This is a genomic window from Streptomyces sp. NPDC037273, from assembly GCF_055603625.1.
On sequence record NZ_JBVJVO010000015.1, the window covers coordinates 22,493 to 43,192 of the forward strand.

Consider the following 20,700-nt stretch of genomic DNA (forward strand, 5'->3'; position numbering starts at 1 on the left):
CATGCTGTCCGAGGACCTGAAGAAGTACATCGACGAGGAGCACGCCTTCGCGACCGTGGCCACCATCCAGCCCGACGGCAGCTCCCAGCTGTCGGTCGTCTGGATCAAGCGCGACGGCGACGACCTGCTGCTGTCCACGACCGTCGGGCGCCGCAAGGAGAAGAACATGCGCCGCGACCCGCGGGTGACCATCATGATCAACCCCCCGCAGGCGCCCTACACGTACGCCGAGATCCGCGGCCTCGCGGAGCTGACCACCGAGGGCGGCCGGGAACTCATCGACGACCTCTCCCGCAAGTACACGGGCAAGGACTACGCCGACTTCAACCCCGCGTCGAAGGACGACGCCCAGCGCGTGGTCGTCCGCGTGACCCCGCGCAAGGTCGTCGGCAGCCTCTGAGAAGAGCGCCCGGCCGGGTCAGGCCTTCGGCGCGACCTTCGAGAGGCCGTTGATGATGCGGTCCATCGCGTCGCCGCCGGTCGGGTCGGTGAGGTTGGCGAGCATCTTGAGCGTGAACTTCATCAGGAGCGGGTGGGTGAGGCCGCGCTGGGTGGCGACCTTCATGATCTTCGGGTTGCCGATGAGCTTCACGAAGGCGCGGCCGAGGGTGTAGTAGCCGCCGTAGGTGTCCTTGAGGACCTGCGGGTAGTTGCGCAGGGCCAGTTCGCGCTGGGCGGGGGTGGCGCGGGCGTGCGCCTGGACGATGACGTCGGCGGCGATCTGGCCCGACTCCATGGCGTACGCGATGCCCTCGCCGTTGAACGGGTTGACGAGGCCGCCGGCGTCGCCGACGAGCAGCAGGCCCTTGGTGTAGTGGGGCTGGCGGTTGAAGGCCATGGGGAGCGCGGCGCCGCGGATGGGCGTCGTCATGTTGTCCGGGGTGTAGCCCCACTCCTCCGGCATGGAGGCGCACCAGGCCTTGAGGACCTCGCGCCAGTCCAGCTCCTTGAAGGCGGAGGAGGAGTTGAGGATGCCGAGGCCGACGTTGGACGTGCCGTCGCCCATGCCGAAGATCCAGCCGTAGCCGGGCAGCAGCCGGTCCTCGGCGCCGCGCCGGTCCCACAGTTCGAGCCAGGACTCCAGGTAGTCGTCGTCGTGGCGGGGGCTGGTGAAGTACGTGCGGACCGCGACGCCCATCGGGCGGTCCTCGCGCCGGTGCAGGCCCATCGCGAGGGACAGCCGGGTGGAGTTGCCGTCGGCGGCGACGACCAGCGGCGCGTGGAAGGTGACTTCGCGCTTCTCCTCGCCGAGCTTCGCGTGGACGCCGGTGATGCGGCCCGTGCGGTCGTCGACGATCGGGGCGCCGACGTTGCAGCGCTCGTACAGGCGCGCGCCGGCCTTCTGCGCCTGGCGCGCCAGCTGCTCGTCGAAGTCGTCGCGCTTGCGGACGAGTCCGTAGTCCGGGAACGACGCGAGCTCCGGCCAGTCCAGCTCCAGGCGCACGCCGCCGCCGATGATCCGCAGGCCCTTGTTCCGCAGCCAGCCGGCCTCTTCGGAGATGTCGATGCCCATCGCCACGAGCTGCTTGGTGGCGCGCGGGGTGAGTCCGTCGCCGCAGACCTTCTCGCGCGGGAACGCGGTCTTCTCCAGGAGCAGGACGTCGAGCCCGGCCTTGGCCAGGTAGTACGCGGTGGTCGAGCCGGCCGGGCCCGCTCCGACGACGATGACGTCTGCGCTGTGCTCGGACAGGGGCTGCTCGGTCACGGCGGGGTCTCCCGAAGATTCGGCGATGAGGACGTATCGCAGTCTATGGGGGCGGCTCGCGGCGGAAGCGGAGGGTCACCCCACCGCTTCCCCCCAGGGCGAACACCTGTTCCCACACGTCGAGCGCGAGGGCACGATGATCATCCGTGACCCCATTCAGAATCGACCTACGGCGAAGCGGGCTGATCACCGCCGCCCTCGCCCTCCTCTGCTCGCTGTTCTACGTGCTGCCCGCGAACGCCGAGCCCACCCCCTTCGCCGACTGCCCGGCCGCCACCTTCTGCCTCTACTCCGGAGCCGACGGGTCCGGCGATCGGAAGGACTTCACCGACCTGGAGACCCTGGAGAGTTACGACCCCGTCTGGGACGGCAAGGCCCTGTCGGCGAAGAACAACACCGCCCTCTGGGCCTGCGTCTACGGCGACCCCCGGTACGGCGGCGCCCTGCAGACCGTCAAGCCGACCCACAAGGACGCCTACGCCCCCGGCGCCGTCCGCTCCCACAAGCTGGTCCCGACCCGCGCCCGCTGCTTCACCGGCTACGAGCGCTGCCCCGACAACCGGGTCTGCACCTTCACCGAGCCCAACGGCCGCGGCCCGATGACCGTCCACCTCCCGAAGAACTTCGCCGTCCCGAACACCGACCCGGCCATCCAGAACTACGGGAACAGCTACGGCACCGGCCCGCTGCCCAAGTCCGTCTGGAACCGCACGCAGAAGCACGTCTGCTTCTACCCCGATGCGACGTTCACCGGCGGCTGGACCGACGAGGACTCCACGAAGTACGGCGCGTACGTCGTCCTGCGCGGCGACAGCACCACCATCCCCGAGCCCTTCGTCAAGAACATCCACTCGCACGAGCTCGTCAACGGAACGGGGGAATGCCAGTGACCAGGACCCGCCTCCGGCCCTGGGTGGCCGTGGCCGCCGCGCTGAGCGCCACCCTCGCCCTCACCTCCGCGGCCGCGAACGCCGAGGTACCGGCGAGCGACCCGCTCGCCGACTGGACGAAGACCGGCACGGTCAAGATCGCCGCCGGTGTCACCCGCACCACCTGGACCGAGAAGATCGATCCGGAGACGAAGAAGAGCACCGACCACCGCGTCAAGCCCCGCATCCTCCAGATCGTCGAGATCGACCCCACCGCCGGGGCGCTCACCCTGGAGACCACCGTCGGCGCGAACGACGGCACGGCCGAGAAGGTGATCGACCAGCTCACCAAGGTCGCCGCCCCGACCCGCCTTCCGTACGCGGGCGTCAACGGCGGCCTCTTCCAGCCGGAACCCGCCGGGCCCGGCCTCCCGGAGATCCCGGTGCACTCCAGCGTCTCGGCCACCGACGGCGTCCTGCACAGCTCCAGCTGCTGGAACAAGGGCAAGGGCAGCACCGGCGCGGTGATCCAGTACGGCACCCCGTACATCACCAAGCTCCTCACCGAGCTGAAGCTGATCGGGCCCACCGGCGAGGACATACGCGTCGACGACTTCAACCGGACCCCGGGCCGGCCCCCGCACTGCGCGCGGGACGACAAGGACACGCTGGTGGCCACGGAGCCGAGGCTCGTCTACAGCGACGCCGACGAGGTCGTCGTCTTCACCGACGACTACGGCCTTCCCCTGCCCAAGCCCGGAACCGACGCGACCGGCGCCGCCACCACCGACCCCGGCTTCGAGGTCGTGGTCGACGCCCACGGCGTCGTCACCAAGGTCCGCGAGGGCCGCGGCGGGACCACCGTCCCGGCGGGCGGCCGCGTCATCCAGGGCATCGGCAGCGGGGCCCAGTGGCTCCGCGACCGGCTCGCCGTCGACGACCGGGTGACGATCGACCAGAAGCTCCGCGACGCCACCCTGAACCGCTACATCCCGCTGGACGACTCGGTCGACGTCGTCAGCTCCTTCCACCAGCTGCTCCGCCACGGAGAGATCCCCGCGGAGCTGCCCAACACGTGCAGCGAGCCGAGGACGATCGAGGACGGCAAGTTCACGATCTGCATCGACTCGCGCACGGCGCTCGGCACCAACGTCTACGGCCGCCCGGTGCTCGCCACCCTCAGCGGCCAGACCACCACGGACGGCGTGTACCCGGAGGCCCACGAGGACGGCGCCTACCTGAAGGACTTCGCCACCCTCCTGAGCGACTCCGACCTCGGCATCATCGACGCCATCAACCTGGACGGCGGCGGCTCCACGACCCTCGTGACCCGGACGCCGACGGGCACGGTCGTGAACACCCCGCCGACGGACCGGCTGAACGGCTCGTACACGCACCGGAAGGTGGCGGACTCGGTGTACGCCGGCGTCGGCGGCTACGGCATGTACCTGAAGCAGCCGTAAGAACTAGACGGCCTTGAAGCCCCGGTGGAGCGCGACGATGCCACCGGACAGGTTCCGCCAGGCCACCTTCGACCAGCCGGCCTTCTGGAGCATGCCCGCCAGGGTCGGCTGGTCAGGCCAGGACTGGATGGACTCGGCCAGGTACACGTACGCGTCCGGGTTCGAGGAGACCGCGCGGGCCACCGGCGGCAGGGCGCGCATCAGGTACTCCTCGTACACCGTGCGGAACGGGGCCCACGTCGGGTGCGAGAACTCGGAGATGACGACCCGGCCGCCGGGCTTCGTCACCCGGAACAGCTCGCGCAGCGCCTGCTCGGTGTCCTGGATGTTGCGGAGCCCGAAGGAGATGGTGACCGCGTCGAAGACGTCGTCGCGGAAGGGCAGCTTCGTGCCGTCGCCGGCCGTGAACGGCATCCACGGGTGCCGCTTCTTGCCGACCTGGAGCATGCCGAGCGAGAAGTCGCAGGGCACGACGTACGCGCCGGCGCGGGCGAAGGGCTGCGAGGAGGTCGCCGTGCCGGCCGCGAGGTCGAGGATCTTCTGCGCGGGGCGCGCGTCGACCGCCTTCGCGACCTCCTTGCGCCAGCGGCGGTCCTGCCCGAGGGAGAGCACGTCGTTGGTGAGGTCGTAGTTCTCCGCCACGCCGTCGAACATGGTGGCGACTTCGTGCGGCTGCTTGTCCAGGGTGGCGCGGGTCACGGGCGTTCGGCCTCGCAGGATCGGGGGTGACGGGCGGGCGGGTTCATTGTCGCAGCGCGGCTGCCGGAAACCGCTCAGCGGGCCCGGTGGACGAGCCGCCCGCCCAGGACGGTGGCGACACAGGTCGACGCGCCCAGGCGGACCAGGGCCGCCCGGTCGGGCACGTCGAAGACGGCGAAGCGGGCGGGGGCGCCCGGCATCAGGCCGGGCAGCAGGATCAGCGGCACCGGCGAGAAGGACGGGGTGCCGGCGAGCTTCTCCGGGCGGCGGCCGACGGCGAGCCCGGCCCGGCGCACGGCGTCCGCCGCGGCCCGGTCGCGCAGTTCACCGGCGACGGCGACCGTCCCGTGGGCGAGCAGCCGCTGCACCCCGCGGCGCGCGGACGCGGCGCGGCGCGAGGCGTCCATGCGGAAGATCCGCTGCGCCCGCTCCCCCGTGATCGGCTCGGTGCCGAAGCCCTCGGCCTCCCGGGGGTCCGGGTGGTACATGCCTTCGAGCAGCTCGGGGGCGTACGGGTTGAACAGACCCGGCGTGAGGATGCCGGGCCAGCGGCGCACCCGAGCCTCCGGCCGTACGGCGGCCAGGTCGTCGAAGGGGCCGACGGCGGCGATCGTGTCGCCGTCGACCAGGACGGCCGTCTCGGGGGTCGCCTCGGCGACGTGGATCGTCAGCACGGGCGCCTCAGTTCGCGTCGAGGAGCTTCAGCTCGGGGTGGGCCGTGCCGCCCTCGATCGCGACGGACGAGATGTGCGAGGCGACGCGCTCGTCGACCGGGTCGTTCGCCGGGTCGTCGTGGACGACGATGTGCTCGTACGTCGTGGTGCGCTGCGCCGGGACGCGGTCCGCGGTGCGGATCATGTCGATCATCTCGCGCAGGTTGGAGCGGTGCTTGGCGCCCGCCGAGGAGACGACGTTCTCCTCCAGCATGATCGAGCCGAGGTCGTCCGCGCCGTAGTGCAGCGTCAGCTGGCCGATCTCCTTGCCCGTGGTGAGCCACGAGCCCTGGATGTGGGCGACGTTGTCGAGGAAGAGCCGGGCGATCGAGATCATCCGCAGGTACTCGAAGAGCGTGGCCTGCGTGCGGCCCTTCAGGTGGTTGTTCTCGGGCTGGTACGTGTACGGGATGAAGGCCCGGAAGCCGCCCGTCCGGTCCTGCACGTCACGGATCATGCGGAGGTGCTCGATCCGCTCGGCGTTGGTCTCGCCGGTGCCCATCAGCATCGTGGAGGTCGACTCGACGCCCAGCTTGTGGGCGATCTCCATGATCTCCAGCCAGCGCTCGCCGCTCTCCTTCAGCGGGGCGATCGCCTTGCGCGGCCGCTCCGGGAGCAGCTCGGCGCCGGCGCCCGCGAAGGAGTCGAGGCCGGCCGCGTGGATGCGGGTGATGGCCTCCTCGACGGAGACGCCGGAGATACGGGCCATGTGCTCGACCTCGGAGGCGCCGAGGGAGTGGATGACCAGCTGCGGGAAGTCCTTCTTGATGGCCGCGAAGTGCTTCTCGTAGTACTCGACGCCGAAGTCCGGGTGGTGGCCGCCCTGGAACATGATCTGGGTGCCGCCGAGCTCCACGGTCTCCGCGCAGCGGCGCAGGATGTCGTCGAGGTCGCGGGTCCAGCCCTTCTTGGTGTCCTTCGGGGCGGCGTAGAACGCGCAGAACTTGCACGCCGTCACGCAGACGTTCGTGTAGTTGATGTTCCGCTCGATGATGTACGTCGCGATGTGCTCGGTCCCCGCGTACCGGCGGCGGCGCACCGCGTCGGCGGCGGCGCCCAGCGCGTGCAGGGGCGCGGAGCGGTACAGGTCGAGCGCCTCCTCGGGGGTGATCCGGCCACCCGCGGCGGCGCGGTCGAGAACAGACTGGAGTTCGGCCTTCTCGGTCACCGGGTGTGTCCCTTTCGGAGGGGTTCTGATCGACCGAACCAGCCTACGCCCAGCGCAACCAGCCGGGCGCTTGACCCCTCTCTCCCTTCGGAATCACCTGATCTGCCCCGAAGGAACCGGAGTCGCACCATGACACGCCCGTCGTCCTGGAGGTCCCGCCGCCGGGGGCCCGGCCCGTCCGGAACGCCCCGCGGGAGCGGTTCCCTCCGCTCCCTCGCCGTCGCGCTCGCGCTGGCCGTGCCGCTCGCCCTGCTCGGGGTCCGCGACGGCGGCGGGGGCGTACCCCTGGTGTTCGGGGGGCCGATGTGGGGGCCGAAGGCGGCGCCGGGGCAGCCGGTGACGGTGTACCCGACGGGTCCCCTGGCGCGGTTCACGGTCGCCGGGTCCGTGGCGGACGGCACCCGCATCGGGGTGACGACGCTGAAGGGCCGGAAGTCCGGATTCACGGGCAAGGTGTGGATGTGGGCGCCGCCGCAGTATTTCGACCCGAAGTACGCGCACACCGGCTTCCCGGTCCTGGTGGCGCTGCCGGGCGGGCACGGATATCCGGGGAATTACTGGCGGGGCACGGATCTCGGCCTCCAGTCGAGCATCTCGCGGTGGTCCCGGGAAGGAAAGAGCCTTCCGTTCATCGTCGCGATGCCGGTCCTCAATCCCGACTTCGACCACTACTACGACGGCAGTGATATTCCGGGCCGGCCGAGAATGGGGACCTGGATCGCGGAGGACGTACCGGATTTCGTCCGGGCGAATTTCCGCACGTTCGCGTCCCGCGACGGCTGGGCGTTCATGGGGTCGTCGTCGGGCGGATTCGTGGGCCTCAAGTCGGTGCTCCAGCACCCGGACCGCTTCAAGGCCGTCATCGCCTCGGGCCCCGACACCGTCCCCGACTCGCCGCTGTGGCGGGGGCACGAGCGCGAGCGGCGGGCGAACGACCCGGGGCGGCTCGCGGCGGCGCTCGGCCGCCGGCCCGACCTCCCGGACAACGTCGTGTACCTGGCGTTCCAGCTCGGCTCGCGGGAGACCGCCATCGGCCCGAAGGTGCGGCGGTTCATCCGTACGTACACCAAGGGCCCGGTGAAGAGCAGGCTCCAGGTCATACCGGGCGGCGGGCACAACGCCCGCAGCTACATGAAGGGCCTGGAGGCCGGCTCGATCGAGTGGATCAGCAAGCGGCTCCAGCCCCCGGTGCCGGAGTCCGGCACCGGGGCGGACGGCCGCTACCGGTGGGCCGACGGCAGCAGTTCGACGGTGACGTCCCCGGGGTAGCCGGTGGTGGCGCCGGTCCTGCGGGCGAACTCGCGGACGCCGGCGAGCTGCTCGGGGCCGAAGCGGAAGTCGAGCGTACGGAAGTACCTCTCCAGCAGCTCGGCGTCGAAGGTCTCCCAGCGCGCGGCCTGTTCGGCGACCTTCGCGACCTCTTCGAGGGACAGGTCGCGGGAGGCCAGGAACGCCTGGTGGACCTCGTGGACGGTCTCCGGCTCGCGCGCGAGGAAGTCCTTGCGGGCCGCCCACACGGCGAAGACGAACGGCAGGCCCGTCCACTCCTTCCACATCAGCCCGAGGTCGTGGACCTGGAGGCCGAGCCGGGGCGCGTCGTGCAGCGAGGCCCGCAGCGCCGCGTCGCCGATCAGGACCGCCGCCTCCGCCTCCTGCATCATCAGCCCCAGGTCGGGCGGGCAGGTGTAGTAGTCGGGCTCGACCCCGTACCGCTCGGACAGCAGCAGCTGGGCGAGGCGTACGGAGGTGCGCGAGGTGGAGCCGAGGGCCACGCGCGCGCCGTCCAGCTCCTCCAGGGGGCGCTGGGAGACGATCACGCAGGACATGACGGGTCCGTCGCAGCCGACGGCGATGTCCGGGAGCGCCACGAGGTCCCCGGCGTTGCGGAGGTACTCGACGAGGGTGATGGGGCCGATGTCGAGATCGCCCCGCACGAGCCGCTCGCTGAGCTTCTCCGGGGTGTCCTTGGTGAGCTCCAGATCGAGGAGCGTCCCGGTCCGCGCGAGCCCCCAGTACAGGGGGAGGCAGTTCAGGAACTGGATGTGTCCGACGCGGGGCCGGCTGCGCTGGTGGTCATCGGTTGCATTGTCCACATCGTGAGGCTAGACCCGTCTCGTACGGTGGGCATCGCCGGGGCGCCGGAGGGTCTCCCTCAGGGGCGTGCGGGCGGGCTCGGCGCCGGCTCCGCGTCAGCACGCGGAGGAAGATCAAACATGCGGGTGAAGTGATCTTTCCCTCTACCGCCCGGAGCGTCTCGCGTGCTAGGCTCGACGCAAGTTGCAGTTTGGTTTCCCTTGCAGTACAGAGCCTGCGGAGCATGTGACCCGCAGGCTTTTGTAGTTTTCAGACTTGTTTGCAGGTTCTGGAGCAGGGCGACCCTTTGGCCCATAGGAGGGCTCATGGCTACCGGAACCGTGAAGTGGTTCAACGCTGAAAAGGGCTTCGGCTTCATCGCCCAGGACGGCGGCGGCCCGGATGTCTTCGTCCACTACTCCGCGATCAACGCGAACGGCTTCCGCTCGCTTGAGGAGAACCAGGTCGTGACCTTCGACGTCACGCAGGGCCCGAAGGGCCCGCAGGCGGAGAACGTCACCCCGGCCTAAGTTGCCCGGGTCGGCTGACACGCACGACTAGCGCAGTACCCAAGGAGCCCCGCTCCGTGCCATTCGGCACGAGCGGGGCTCCTGCCCTTTTCCGGCGGCCGCCGTCAGCAGTTCGGGATGACGGCCCCGTTGTTGTCACGGGCCTCGTCGTTGCCCCAGCGCGACAGGTAGTAGGCGGACACGTACGCCCCGCGACCGTTCTTCCCGGCGTAGACGGTGTCGAGGTCGGTCCGCAGCCACCAGTGGTTGTAGTTGCCGGAGCCGTCACGGATCTCCTGGCCCCAGACCTTGCAGTACACGTAGTTCGTGCCCGCGTTCAGCACGCCCTGGGGGCTGTTGGTGTTCGCCTGGGCGTAGCCGGTGGCGTTGGCGAAGGTGTCCACCCAGTACGTGCCGCCCCCGCCGCCCGAGCAGCCGTTGTCGCTGGTCAGGGACTTGGAGCCGTAGGAGCCCGGGTAGGGGGCCAGGGAGGCGCCGTTGATCACGATGGACTGGCCGACGCCGTTGTAGAGCTGCTCGTAGTGGATGTGGGCGCCCGAGCTGTTGCCGGTGGTGCCGGTGGTGCCGATCTGCTGCCCCTGGGACACCTGGGCCCCGTCGGCGACCGAGTAGGCGTTGAGGTGGAAGTAGTACGTCTTCCAGCCGCCGCCGTGGTCGATCACGATGTAGTTCCCCGCCCCCGTCGGCTGCGAGTAGCGGTACGCCGTGCCGGACGCCGAGGCCAGGACCGGCGTCCCCGCCGTCGTACCGCCGTCGGAACGGATGAAGTCCAGCGCCTGGCGGACCTCCGCCGAGTGGTGGCTGTACGTCCAGGTCTGGCCGCACGGGAACGGCGCCTTGAACAGCGGCGCCGCCTGCGCGGGCGTCGTCGTGACGAGCGCGGTCAGCAGGCCCGCGACGAGCGCGAGCAGGGTGCCGAGCGGGGTGATCCGAGCACGCATACGTCCTCCGGGGGACAGACGGGACAAGGGTCGACGCGCGTTGAACGGTCCTCAGCGTGCCGGAAGATCCCCCACCGCAGTAGCCCGCGAGGACCACACTCGTACGACCCCGCTTACGTAGGCTGGACACATGACCGAACGGAAACCGCCCGGCGTCAGCTTCGAGTCCTTCGTCGACAAGCAGATCCGCGAGGCCGCCGAGCGCGGCGAGTTCCGGAGTCTCGTGGGCTTCGGAAAGCCCCTCCCCGACGATTCGGCCCCCTACGACGAACTGTGGTGGATCAAGGGCAAGATGCACCGCGAAGGCGCCTCCGTCCTCCCGCCCTCCCTCGCGCTCCGCAAGGAGGCCGAGGACGCCCAGGCCGCCGTCGCCGAGGCCGTCTCCGAACACCAGGTCCGGCGCATCCTCGGCGAGATCAACACCAAGATCGCCGAGGCGCTCCGCCGCCCGCCCGCCGGCCCCCCGCTCAACCTGACACTCTTCGACGTCGACGCGGCGGTCGAACGATGGCGGACGGAACGGGCATAGCCTGCCTTTCGGGACCAGGCCCTCCGGCCCCGGACCCTCCCCCGACGGTCCTCCCCGAGGAGCCCCCATGAACAGCGCCGCCCTCCTCGCCGACGCGTTCGGCCGGATCCACGAGACCGTCCACGAGGCCGTCGAGGGCCTCACGGACGAGGCCCTCGCCGCCCGCGTCGACCCCGACGCCAACACCATCGCCTGGCTCGTCTGGCACCTCACCCGTATCCAGGACGACCACCTCGCCGACGCCTTCTCCACCGACCAGCTCTGGACATCCGCCGACTGGTCCACCCGCTTCGACCTGCCCTTTCCCCCCGCCGCCACCGGCTACGGCCACACCACCACCCAGGTCGCCCGGGTCCGCGCCCCCGCCGCCCTCCTCCTCGGCTACCACGACGCCGTCCACGCCCGCACCCTCGACCTGGTCTCCGCCCTGACCGACGCCGACCTCGACCGGATCGTCGACACCTCCTGGGACCCCCCGGTCACCCTCGGCGTCCGCCTCGTCTCCGTCATCGCCGACGACCTCCAGCACGCCGGCCAAGCCGCCTACGTCCGGGGCGTCGTCGAGCGCCGGGAAACCCGGTGACCCGTGTCAGCCATGGCTGATACCCTCCGCCGCACGATCTTCATGTGAGGCGACGCTCCGGCTGGGGGGAACCACCGGCCGCCTCCATGCCTTACGGCCCCGCACCCCGCGTGCGCGGGCCGCCCTGGGGAGGGACCCGCTCGATGCATCGCTCACGCCTGTCCGGACGCCGCCTCGGCGTCGCCGTCCTCGTCTCCCTGGCCGTCACGGCGGGGGTGCCGGGCACCGTGCCCGCGGTGGCGGCCCCGGGGGTGGAGGCGGGGGCGGCTGACGCTGCGGCGGGGGTGGTGTACGGGGTGGGTGACAGGCTGTGGGGGTTGGGCGCGACCGGGTTCCTCACCAAGGACGCCGCCGATCCGAACCTCGCCAAGTGGACGGATCTCGCCTCCGGCTCTGTGACCAGGTTCCCCACGGGGAACTCCGTGTACGTTTCCCGTGATTCGGACATCGTGGTCGACGAGTCACTGGACCGCATCACGCTCAAGGACATGACCGCGGGTGGCCAGGCCCTCTTCTCGCTCCGGCTGAGCGAGGTGGGCTTCCGCGCCATGTACGCCGGGGCCGTCGGCTCCACGCTCATCATGTCGACCGTCAACGGCAGCGGGGGCAGGGACCTCCACCTGTACGAGCCCGGCGCCGGCACGCCGGTGAAGCGGACCGTGACGGGACTGCCGGCGGACGCCACGCAGGTGGGAACCGGCGGGGCGGCGGGCGACGACGTCCTGGTCTCGTACACGACCGGCTCGGGCGAGACCGCCCGCACGCACTGGGCGACCCTGAACGTGAAGACCGCCGCCGTCACCGCCCTGCGCGACCCCGTCGGCCAGAGCTCCCTGTCCGCCATCTCCACGACCCACATCGCTTGGACCGAGTACAACGCCCGCGAGGTCGCGACCGTCGTCGTCCAGGAGCGGGCCACCGGCAGGATCGTCCAGCGCTTCCCGATGACCGAGCCGGGGAAGCTCATCGTCCACCTGGTGGGCAACTGGGTCACGTACTCGCGCCCCGGCGGCCTCCAGGACCACCCGGCCAGCCCGCTCCACGCCCTGACGGCCCGCAAGCTGACCGACGGCACGAGCCGCAGGCTCCTCGACCACACGGTGTCGGCCATCGACGCCCCCGGTGACGCGTTCGGCGTGCGCGGTGGCACGGTGGCGGGCGGTGAGGGCCTCTACCGGATCGCCCCCGGCGCCGACGGAGTCCCGGTCGCCACCCGCCTCGCCGCGACGGGCGAGCCGACGAAGGTCGGCCTCGTCAGCCACAACATCCCGACCACCGTGGACCTCGACCGCAACGGCGGCCGCCTGGACATGGCGTGGCAGCTGAGCCGGAACAACGTGTCCATGACGGTCACGATCCGCAACACGCGTACGGGGGAATCCTGGACGGAGAACCCCGTGCCGTCCCTCCTCGGCGAGGACCACCCCCAGCCGATGCGCGCCACTTGGAACGGCGCACTCCCCTGGAACGGCACCCCCGACATCTGGACCGCCGCGCCCGCCGGACCGTACACCTGGCAGATCACCGCCCAGCCGGACAACAACATCGGCCCGGCCCTCAAGGCCTCCGGCTCGTTCACCGTCACCCGCAAGCCCGGTCTGCACGACTACGACGCCGACGGCTCGCCGGACGTCCTCGCACGCGACACCGCCGGGCGGCTCCTGATCGGCGATGCCTTCTACTCTCCGTACGGCGACAACCAGCTGAGCCAGGCCCCGTTGCGGCAGGTGGGCACCGGCTGGCAGACCTACGACCGGATCGAGGCCGCCGGAAACCTCGGCGGTTCGGCGGTCAGCGATGTCGTGACCCGGGACAAGTCGGGTGGCCTGTGGCTCTACAAGGGCACGGGGAACGCCAAGGCGCCCCTCTCCTCCCGGACGAGGATCGGTACCGGCTGGCAGACCTACGCTCAGTTCACCGGTGGCAGCGACCTCACCGGCGACGGCCGGCCGGACCTCGTCGCCACCGACAGGACCGGCGGCCTCTGGCTCTACCCCGGCACCGGAAACGCCGACTCCCCGCTCGGCGCCCGCAGGAAGATCGGCTCCGGCTGGGGCACGTACAACCAGATCACCGCCACCGGCAACATCGCCGGAGCCCCCGCCGGCGACCTCGTCGCCCGCGACAAGAACGGCGACCTCTGGATGTACCTCGGCCTCGGCAACGGCACGTTCGCGCCCCGCACGAGGATCGGTACGGGCTGGGGTCCGTACGACCAGCTGGTCGGCATCGGCGACGCGAACCGTGACGGGCGTCCGGACCTGTACGCCGCCGGGCCGTACGACGGGGGCGAGGCGTACCTCTACAAGGGCACCGGCTCCTGGAAGGCCCCGTTCCGCGCTCGGGAGACAGTCGGCGTGATGAGCGACGGCGTCGAGCGCTTCTACAACCTCTACGGGTGACGTCACTTCCCCGTACAACCACTCCACCTGATCAAGAGTCTGACGTCTCGATACGCACAGGTGTGCGTACCGTGCCGTCCGTTGAAGGGACCAACTTGCCCTCCGCACTGCCCTCGCGCCGCCGTCTCGCCGTAGCCGTGACCGCCGTTCTCGCGATCACCGCCGGAGTTCCGGCCGCCGCCCCGGCCGCTTTCGCGGCCACCTCGTCGTCCGTCACCGTCGTCAACGGGGTCACGGAGGCCGCGACGCCGGTCCCGTTCCTGGTGGACGCGGAGATCGCGGGGGCCGGGACGACCGGTTTCCTGTCGAGGGGCGCGGCGAACGACGAGTTCGGGAACACGAAGTTCCGCTGGACGCCGTACGACGGGAGTGAGCCGACGGAGTTCACGTCGGCGAACGCCGGATGGGACACGACGGGGACGGACGTGTTCGTGCGCGGGGACATGGCCCCGGCGCGGGAGTTCCAGTCGGTGACGCTGCGGGACCTCGGGAACCCGGCCGCCGGGTCGGTGTCGTTCGACCTGGGCTCGCTGAAGAACGGCCACGGCCGGTACGTCAAGGCGGTCGGGCCCCGTACGGTCCTCGCGAAGACGCCGACGGAGCTCGGCACGGAGCGGCTGGTGATCGTCACCGACGAGAACGGGACGAAGCTGGAGCGCGTCGTGGCGGGGCTGCCCGCCACCGCGCACAGCTTCTTCACCAACGCGCCCGCCGTCGACGGCAAGGTGATCGTCGGCTACGCCGCCGGCAGCTTCGAGGAGCCGACGGCCGGACGAGCGGTCATCGACCTGGAGAGCGGCACGGTCGTGGAGACGTACCCCGCCGCCACGGTCGGCTACCAGAGCAGCGCTCTCGCCCTGTCGGCCACCCACGTCGCCTGGATGGACTCCGACGCGGACGGGACGGCCGTCGTCACGGTCAACCGCGCGACGAAGAAGACCAGCCGGATCGCCGTGGACGCCGCGCGCGCCGCCGACGGGTACCACCTCGGCCTGGTGAAGAACTGGCTCGTGTACGGCGTGTCCAACAGGCTCACCGAGCCCCTGAGTTTCCCCGACACGCCGCTGACGGCCCTCAACCTGGCGGCCGGGGAGCTGGAGCCCGGCGACCCGACCCCCGTCAACGACCCCGTCCAGCTGACCGACTACGCCTCCTCCACGGTCGCCGCGGCCGACGGCACCCTCCTGGTGCGCGGCGGCACGGTCGACAAGGGCGAGGGCCTCTACCGGGTCTCGCCGGGCACGAGCCAGGGGCCCGCCGTCGAACTCGTCGCCACGACGAACCAGCCGACCGCGCTCACCTACCTCGGCGCGCAGGTCCCGGCCACCGTCGACCTCGACCGCACCCGCCAGGTCGACCTCGCGTGGCAGCTGTCGCGCGGCAACGCCGACGTCACCGTCACGCTCACCCACCAGCGGACCGGCCGCACCTACACCCGCAAGCTCACCCTCGCCCCGGGGACCGCCGGAACCTTCGGCATGCGCTGGGCGGGCGTCTTCGACAACCCCGTCGGCGAGGCCCCCAAGTCCGCCCACAACGGCGACTACACCTGGTCCCTGGTCGCGAAGCCGAAGAACGGCATCGGCCCCGCCGTCTCCCAGTCGGGCTCCTTCAAGGTCACCCGCACCGTCAAGTCCCACGACTTCGACGACAACGGCTCCCCCGACGTCTTCACCCTGGACAAGGCCGGCATCCTGCGCCGCGTCGACACCACCTACGACCCCGGCACCAAGCGTCTCCTCCCGGCGGGTCAGCCGGTCGTCGCCGGCACCGGCTGGCAGGTCTACGACCGCGTCGAGTCCGTCGGCAACGTCGCGGGCACCTCCGTCCCCGACCTCCTCGCCCGGGAGAAGAACGGCAACCTCTGGCTCTACCAGGGCAAGGGCGACGGCGGCTTCGCCACCCGGGCGAAGATCGGCACCGGCTGGCAGGTCTACAACCACATCGCCGGCGGCTCCGACCTCACCAACGACGGCAAGCCGGACGTCCTCGCCATCGACACCACCGGCGGCCTCTGGCTCTACCCCGGCACCGGCAACGTCAACACCCCCCTCGGCACCCGCAAGAAGATCGGCACCGGCTGGGGCGTCTTCAACCACATCGCCACCACCGGCGACTTCGGCGGCACCTCCGCCGGCGACGTCATCGCCTCCGACTCCAACGGCGGCCTCTGGCTCTACCCCGGCAAGGGCGACGGCACCCTCGGCGCCCGCACCAAGATCGGCACTGGCTGGCAGGCCATCGGCGAGCTCGTCCCCCTCGGCGACGCCAACCTGGACGGCCGCAACGACCTCTTCGGCTCCAGCTCCGCCTTCTACGCCGGCACGGGCAACCTGAACACCCCCCTGTCCCCGGCCACGCCCTCCGAGGTCCTCTCGGGCACCGGCGTGCACTGGATCGTCTTCTGATCCCACAGGTCGATCGACCTCGGGGGCGCCCAGCGAAGGCGGGGCGCCCCCTCCCCCGCATCTCCCCGCGTCTCCCCGCGTCTCCCCGCATCTCCCCGCAAGGAACACCCCCTTGAACCACGCACGCACGTCCCGTCGGCGCCTCGCCGCCTCCATCGCGGCGGTACTCCTCGCCACGGCCGCGCCCCTGACGGCGCCGGCGGTGGCAGTGGCCGCGGTGCCGGGCGCCGGTCCGGTCGCGGCCGACACGGCGACGGACGGCGTGCCGGCGCGCTTCCCGGTGGAAGGCACCCTGATCGGCGCGGGCCCGTCCGGCTTCGCCACCGTCGAGGCCGGATCGCCGAAAGCGACGTACCGCTGGACGCGCTACTCGGACGGCGCCACGACCGTGTTCCCCGCGCCGATCGGCCTGGCGGGCGGAACCGACACCGTCCGGATGGTGGAGGGCACCACCCACACGCTGTACGACATGTCGACCGGTGCCGCCCCCGTCGTCCTCGACCTGAGCGGCCCGCGCGCGACCTACACCCGCGGCGTCACCACCCGTTCCGCCCTCGCCATGACCGCCCCCAACACCACCGGCGGCACCGACCTCCACCTCCTGGACCGCCCCGACGGCACGGTCCGCGACCGCACCGTCCCCGGCTTCCCCTCGGACGCCACCCTCTCCACCGTCACCCTGGCGGCCCCCGACACCCTGCTCGTCCAGTACTCCGGAACGATCGACGGCACGACCCACCACCGGGTGGCGCTGGTCGACGTGACCTCCGGCGCGATCACCCGCGACCGCGAGTCGCCCGCCGCCGGCACACTGACCGGCCTCACCGTGTCGGGCACCCACCTCGCCTGGGTCGAGCAGTCGGTGACCGAGACGCTGACGATCGCCGTCGCACGCTGGGACGACGCTCCCGGCTCCGAGCCCGAGCGCATCGCGGTGGGAAGCGGAAAGGAACTTGTGCTCGACCTGGTCGGCGACTGGGTGACGTACGCGGTTCCCAAGGGCCTGGAGTACATCCTCCCCAACCCCCTCTTCTCCCTGACGGCCCGGTCCCTGAAGACCGGCGAGACCGTCCCGCTCCTCGACCACGTCATCAGCTCCAAGAGCGGACCGGGCGACAGCCAGGTCGTGCGCGGAGGCTCGCTCACCGAGAACGAAGGCATCTATCAGGTGTCCATCGGTGACAGCGGCAGGCCGCGGACGACGCTCCTCGCGTCCACCGGCGAGCCGACGGCCCCCACCATCGTGAGCACCGACATCCCCGACGTGATCGACCTGAGCAAGACCGGCGGCACCGCCGCCCTCCGCTGGAGCGTCAACCGGTGGTCCCTCGACTCGTTCATCGGGCTCACCCATGTGGCGTCGGGACGGACGTGGTGGGTCGACCTCCCCCACGGCAGCCGCGACCACCGGGTGGACTGGGACGGCACGTTCAAGTGGGCCGGTGCCGCGTACAACGGCGAGTACACCTGGCGCATCCTTGCCAGCCCCGAGAACCGCATTGGACCGACGGCCGAGCGGACCGGACGGTTCACGCTGAAGAACGCGCCCGCGCCGCACGACTACTCCGACAGCGGCAGCCCGGACCTCCTCTCCGTCGACGGCGCGGGACGGCTGCAGCAGTACGACGTCCGCGAGATCTTCGGGACCTCGACGACCTGGCACGCCGAGAGCACACGTATCGGCACCGGCTGGGAGATCTACGACCGTGTCGTGGCGCCCGGAAACCTCGGCGGCGCCCAGCACGCCGACCTCATCGCCCGCGACGGCAACGGCGGGCTCTGGCTCTACCCGGGCGCCGGCCACAGCCTCGCCCCCCGCGTCAAGGTCGGCACCGGCTGGCAGACCTACGACAAGATCGCCGGCGGCAGCGACGTCAACGCCGACGGCAAGCCCGACCTCCTCGCCACCGACAAGACCGGCGGCCTCTGGCTCTACCCCGGCACCGGCAACATCAACAGCCCCTTCTCCGCCCGCAAGAAGATCGGCACCGGCTGGGGCGTCTACAACCAGATCACCGCCACCGGCAACATCGCGGGAGCCTCCGCCGGCGACCTCGTCGCCCGCGACAAGGACGGCGTCCTCTGGCAGTACCTCGCCAAGGGCGACGGCACCTTCGCGCCCCGCACCCGGCTCGGCGGCGGCTGGAACGCGTACACCGGCCTCGTCGGCATCGGCGACGCCAACCGCGACGGCCGCAACGACCTCATCGCCCAGAGCCCCGACGACACCCTGCACCTCTACCCGGGCACGGGCGACTGGCGCGCGCCCTTCGGCGCCCGCACATCGAGCAAGGCCATGACCGTCGTAGGCACGGGCAACCCGGTCTTCTGATCCGCCGCGCCCGTAACTCCCCGAAAGGAACACTGCCTTGCTCCGTACCCGTACGACCCAGCGCCGTCTGGCCCTGGCGGTCACCGCCGCCCTCGCCGCCACGCTCACCGCACCGACCGTGGCGACGGCAGCACAGGGCGTCGGTCCGGGGGTGTTCGCGTCGACGGAGGAGGACCAGCCGGTCGTGCCGTTCCCGCGCGACTCCACCCTGGTCCTCGGCGCGGGGCCGAGCGGCATCCTGAGCAGCCGATGGGACGGAGGACTCTTCGTCAGCCGATGGACGCGCTACCGGGATGGCGTCACGACCCAGCTGCCCGGGTACGCCTCTTACGTGTCGGGCCGGGGGACGGACTTCGTCGCGGCCCAGGAGGACGGGGTCTTCACGCTGTACCACATGGGTACGGATGCCGCTCCCGTGCGGATCGACGACGGCGGTCCCGGCGGACTCAGCCTTCGGGGGCTCGCCGGCTCGACCCTCGTCACCTCCGGCCCCAACTCCGACGGTGGCAATGACCTCCACCTCGTCGACAAGCGTGGGGGCACGGTCGTCGACCGCAAGGTGACCGGTCTGCCCGCGGACACCACGATCACGCGCGTCAACGTCGACTCCCCCGACACCGCCGTCGTCCTGTACACGGGCACGGTGGAGGGCACACGCCGCACCCGTATCTCCGTGGTGGACATCGCCACCGCCGCCGTCGTCGAGTCCTATGACACGCTCCAGGGGACGTCCGCGTCCAACACCGCCGTGTCGGCGACGCACCTCGTCTGGGTCGAGAAGCCCACCGCCGACACCGTGACCCTGGCCGTGACCCGCCGGGACACCGGCATGACCGACCGCTTCCCCCTGGGCAATGCCGGCGCCCTCAAGATCGACCTGGTGGCCGACTGGGTGACGTACACACAGACGGGAGGCCGCAAGGCCCTGGCTCCGAGCCCTCTCCACGCCCTGACCGCCCGCTCCCTGACGACCGGTGAAACGATCTCGCTCCTGGACCACGTGGTGGGCGCCACCGCCGGGCCCGACGACACCGAGATCGTGCGCGGCGGCACGGTCGCACAGGGCGAGGGCATCTACCGGATCGCCCCCGGCCAGGACGGCGCCCGCCCTCTCGTCACGCTCGTGGCGAGCACGGGCGAGAGCACCGTGCTCGGGGTCACCCCACACGCCACCGCGCCCATCCCCACCGCCGTCGATCTCGCACGCGGCCAGAACGCGACCCTGATGTGGGTGTTCGACAGGGCCGCGGACACACGTGTCGTCCTGACCCACGACGCGACCGGGAAGCAATGGACCTCCCCGCGCATCTACGTGGATCGCCCCTCCCTCAGCGGGACATCCTGGACCGGCCTGTTCGACGACTCGACCGCCGCCTTCATCGGCGACTACACGTGGAAGATGACCGCCCGCCCGCTCAACGGCATCGGGCCGGCCGTGGAGCGGACGGGCACCCTCAAGGTCACGAGCAAGCCCGCGCCGCACGACTTCTCCGACAGCGGCAGGCCGGACCTGCTCGTCCGGGACAGCGGGGGCCGGCTGCTCAACTACGACGCACACCAGACCCTGTACGTGGCGGGCCAGTTCGGCTATCCGCGGACTTCCACCCTCATGGGCACGGGCTGGCAGGCCTACGACCGGGTCGCGGCGCCCGGCAACCTGGACGCCTCCCCCTACGCCGACGTGATCGGCCGCGACCGGGCGGGCGATCTGTGGTTCTACTCCGGAACCGGCAAGGCGCTCGCGCCTCGGAAGAAGATCGGGACCGGCTGGCAGACCTACAACCGGATCACCGGCGGCAGCGACCTCACCAACGACGGCCGACCGGACCTCGTCGCCACCGACAAGACCGGCGGCCTCTGGCTCTACCCCGGCACCGGCAACGCCGCCAAGCCCTTCGGCGCCCGCAAGAAGATCGGCACCGGCTGGGGCGCGTACAACCAGATCACCGCCACCGGCAACATCGGCGGCGCCCCCGCCGGCGACCTCGTCGCCCGCGACACCAACGGCATCCTCTGGCTCTACCTCGGCAAGGGCGACGGCACCTTCGCGCCCCGCACGAAGATCGGTACCGGCTGGAACCGGTACAGCGACCTCGTCGGCGTCGGCGACGTCAACAGGGACGGCCGCCCCGACCTCGTCGCCCAAGGCGTCGCGGGCGGCAGCTTCGAAACCCTCGCCTTCTTCGAGGGCACCGGCAGGTGGAGCGCGCCCTTCAGCTCGCGCCGCGAGGTGTACAGCCGCGAGGCGCTGGGCACCGGCGCCGTCACCCTCTTCTGACCGAACC

17 protein-coding genes are annotated in these 20,700 nt (G+C 71.1%); 11 read left to right on the forward strand and 6 right to left on the reverse strand.

Features of this window, described 5'->3' with window-relative positions:
- The first annotated feature begins 1 nt into the window (after position 1).
- The gene (locus ACZ7G1_RS30850) at positions 2-400 is read left to right on the forward strand and encodes a PPOX class F420-dependent oxidoreductase (protein ID WP_470876866.1); all 399 of its coding nucleotides are present in this window, start codon (positions 2-4) and stop codon (positions 398-400) included.
- An 18-nt stretch (positions 401-418) separates the two neighbouring features.
- Here ACZ7G1_RS30850 and ACZ7G1_RS30855 read toward each other — a convergent pair whose 3' ends face one another.
- Positions 419-1,705 (reverse strand): geranylgeranyl reductase family protein, encoded by a 1,287-nt coding sequence (locus tag ACZ7G1_RS30855; protein WP_470876864.1) that lies wholly within the window; start codon positions 1,703-1,705, stop codon positions 419-421.
- 146 nt (positions 1,706-1,851) lie between these two features.
- On the opposite strand from ACZ7G1_RS30855, the gene ACZ7G1_RS30860 reads away from it, so the two are divergent.
- Entirely contained in the window at positions 1,852-2,595 is a 744-nt protein-coding gene (locus ACZ7G1_RS30860; protein ID WP_470876862.1) for a peptidase inhibitor family I36 protein, read from the forward strand.
- A complete protein-coding gene (locus tag ACZ7G1_RS30865) occupies positions 2,592-4,037 on the forward strand; it encodes a phosphodiester glycosidase family protein (RefSeq protein ID WP_470876860.1) in 1,446 nt (481 codons plus the stop codon). Before ACZ7G1_RS30860 ends, ACZ7G1_RS30865 begins: the two co-directional genes overlap by 4 nt.
- 3 nt (positions 4,038-4,040) lie before the next feature.
- Here ACZ7G1_RS30865 and ACZ7G1_RS30870 read toward each other — a convergent pair whose 3' ends face one another.
- The 3 genes from ACZ7G1_RS30870 to mqnC all read right to left on the reverse strand — a co-directional run bounded on the left by ACZ7G1_RS30870 (position 4,041) and on the right by mqnC (position 6,617).
- Positions 4,041-4,736: a demethylmenaquinone methyltransferase gene (locus tag ACZ7G1_RS30870; RefSeq protein WP_470876858.1), complete on the reverse strand. Its 696-nt coding sequence runs from the start codon at positions 4,734-4,736 to the stop codon at positions 4,041-4,043.
- A gap of 74 nt (positions 4,737-4,810) precedes the next feature.
- Positions 4,811-5,410 carry an imidazolonepropionase-like domain-containing protein gene (locus tag ACZ7G1_RS30875; protein WP_470876856.1) on the reverse strand — a complete coding sequence of 200 codons (600 nt, stop codon included), beginning with the start codon at positions 5,408-5,410 and terminating at the stop codon, positions 4,811-4,813.
- A 7-nt stretch (positions 5,411-5,417) separates the two neighbouring features.
- Positions 5,418-6,617, reverse strand: coding sequence for a cyclic dehypoxanthinyl futalosine synthase (gene mqnC / locus ACZ7G1_RS30880; RefSeq protein ID WP_470876854.1), 1,200 nt, complete (start codon positions 6,615-6,617; stop codon positions 5,418-5,420).
- 129 nt (positions 6,618-6,746) lie between these two features.
- Here mqnC and ACZ7G1_RS30885 point away from each other — a divergent pair, with 129 nt between their 5' ends.
- Positions 6,747-7,886, forward strand: coding sequence for an alpha/beta hydrolase (locus ACZ7G1_RS30885; RefSeq protein ID WP_470876852.1), 1,140 nt, complete (start codon positions 6,747-6,749; stop codon positions 7,884-7,886).
- On the opposite strand, the gene ACZ7G1_RS30890 is transcribed toward ACZ7G1_RS30885, so the two are convergent.
- Complete coding sequence (locus ACZ7G1_RS30890; RefSeq protein ID WP_470876850.1) at positions 7,838-8,710, reverse strand: menaquinone biosynthetic enzyme MqnA/MqnD family protein; 873 nt, start codon at positions 8,708-8,710, stop codon at positions 7,838-7,840. The genes ACZ7G1_RS30885 and ACZ7G1_RS30890 overlap by 49 nt on opposite strands.
- Before the next feature lie 306 nt (positions 8,711-9,016).
- Between ACZ7G1_RS30890 and ACZ7G1_RS30895 the strand changes: the two genes are divergently transcribed.
- Entirely contained in the window at positions 9,017-9,220 is a 204-nt protein-coding gene (locus ACZ7G1_RS30895) for a cold-shock protein (RefSeq protein ID WP_360799997.1), read from the forward strand.
- A gap of 104 nt (positions 9,221-9,324) precedes the next feature.
- On the opposite strand, the gene ACZ7G1_RS30900 is transcribed toward ACZ7G1_RS30895, so the two are convergent.
- A complete protein-coding gene (locus ACZ7G1_RS30900) occupies positions 9,325-10,161 on the reverse strand; it encodes a M23 family metallopeptidase (protein ID WP_470876848.1) in 837 nt (278 codons plus the stop codon).
- A 130-nt stretch (positions 10,162-10,291) separates the two neighbouring features.
- Here ACZ7G1_RS30900 and ACZ7G1_RS30905 point away from each other — a divergent pair, with 130 nt between their 5' ends.
- The 6 genes from ACZ7G1_RS30905 to ACZ7G1_RS30930 all read left to right on the forward strand — a co-directional run bounded on the left by ACZ7G1_RS30905 (position 10,292) and on the right by ACZ7G1_RS30930 (position 20,693).
- On the forward strand, positions 10,292-10,690 hold the full coding sequence (locus ACZ7G1_RS30905) for a DnaJ family domain-containing protein (RefSeq protein ID WP_470876846.1): 399 nt from the start codon (positions 10,292-10,294) through the stop codon (positions 10,688-10,690).
- A gap of 67 nt (positions 10,691-10,757) precedes the next feature.
- Positions 10,758-11,273 carry a mycothiol transferase gene (locus ACZ7G1_RS30910; RefSeq protein ID WP_470876844.1) on the forward strand — a complete coding sequence of 172 codons (516 nt, stop codon included), beginning with the start codon at positions 10,758-10,760 and terminating at the stop codon, positions 11,271-11,273.
- 143 nt (positions 11,274-11,416) lie between these two features.
- The gene (locus ACZ7G1_RS30915) at positions 11,417-13,675 is read left to right on the forward strand and encodes an FG-GAP repeat domain-containing protein (RefSeq protein WP_470876842.1); all 2,259 of its coding nucleotides are present in this window, start codon (positions 11,417-11,419) and stop codon (positions 13,673-13,675) included.
- 95 nt (positions 13,676-13,770) lie between these two features.
- Positions 13,771-16,083, forward strand: a complete 2,313-nt coding sequence (locus ACZ7G1_RS30920) for an FG-GAP repeat domain-containing protein (RefSeq protein WP_470876840.1) — start codon at positions 13,771-13,773, stop codon at positions 16,081-16,083.
- 112 nt (positions 16,084-16,195) lie between these two features.
- Positions 16,196-18,415, forward strand: a complete 2,220-nt coding sequence (locus tag ACZ7G1_RS30925; protein WP_470876838.1) for an FG-GAP repeat domain-containing protein — start codon at positions 16,196-16,198, stop codon at positions 18,413-18,415.
- A 37-nt stretch (positions 18,416-18,452) separates the two neighbouring features.
- Positions 18,453-20,693, forward strand: coding sequence for an FG-GAP-like repeat-containing protein (locus ACZ7G1_RS30930; RefSeq protein WP_470876836.1), 2,241 nt, complete (start codon positions 18,453-18,455; stop codon positions 20,691-20,693).
- The last annotated feature ends 7 nt before the right edge of the window (positions 20,694-20,700 follow it).

What these genes read in the sequence shown, in the direction of transcription:
- ACZ7G1_RS30850 (WP_470876866.1), top strand. Translation starts at nt 2, where the DNA reads ATGCTGTCCGAGGACCTGAAGAAGTACATCGACGAGGAGCACGCCTTC.
- ACZ7G1_RS30885 (WP_470876852.1), top strand. Translation starts at nt 6,747, where the DNA reads ATGACACGCCCGTCGTCCTGGAGGTCCCGCCGCCGGGGGCCCGGCCCG.
- ACZ7G1_RS30895 (WP_360799997.1), top strand. Translation starts at nt 9,017, where the DNA reads ATGGCTACCGGAACCGTGAAGTGGTTCAACGCTGAAAAGGGCTTCGGC.
- ACZ7G1_RS30900 (WP_470876848.1), bottom strand. Translation starts at nt 10,161, where the DNA reads ATGCGTGCTCGGATCACCCCGCTCGGCACCCTGCTCGCGCTCGTCGCG.
- ACZ7G1_RS30905 (WP_470876846.1), top strand. Translation starts at nt 10,292, where the DNA reads ATGACCGAACGGAAACCGCCCGGCGTCAGCTTCGAGTCCTTCGTCGAC.
- ACZ7G1_RS30910 (WP_470876844.1), top strand. Translation starts at nt 10,758, where the DNA reads ATGAACAGCGCCGCCCTCCTCGCCGACGCGTTCGGCCGGATCCACGAG.
- ACZ7G1_RS30915 (WP_470876842.1), top strand. Translation starts at nt 11,417, where the DNA reads ATGCATCGCTCACGCCTGTCCGGACGCCGCCTCGGCGTCGCCGTCCTC.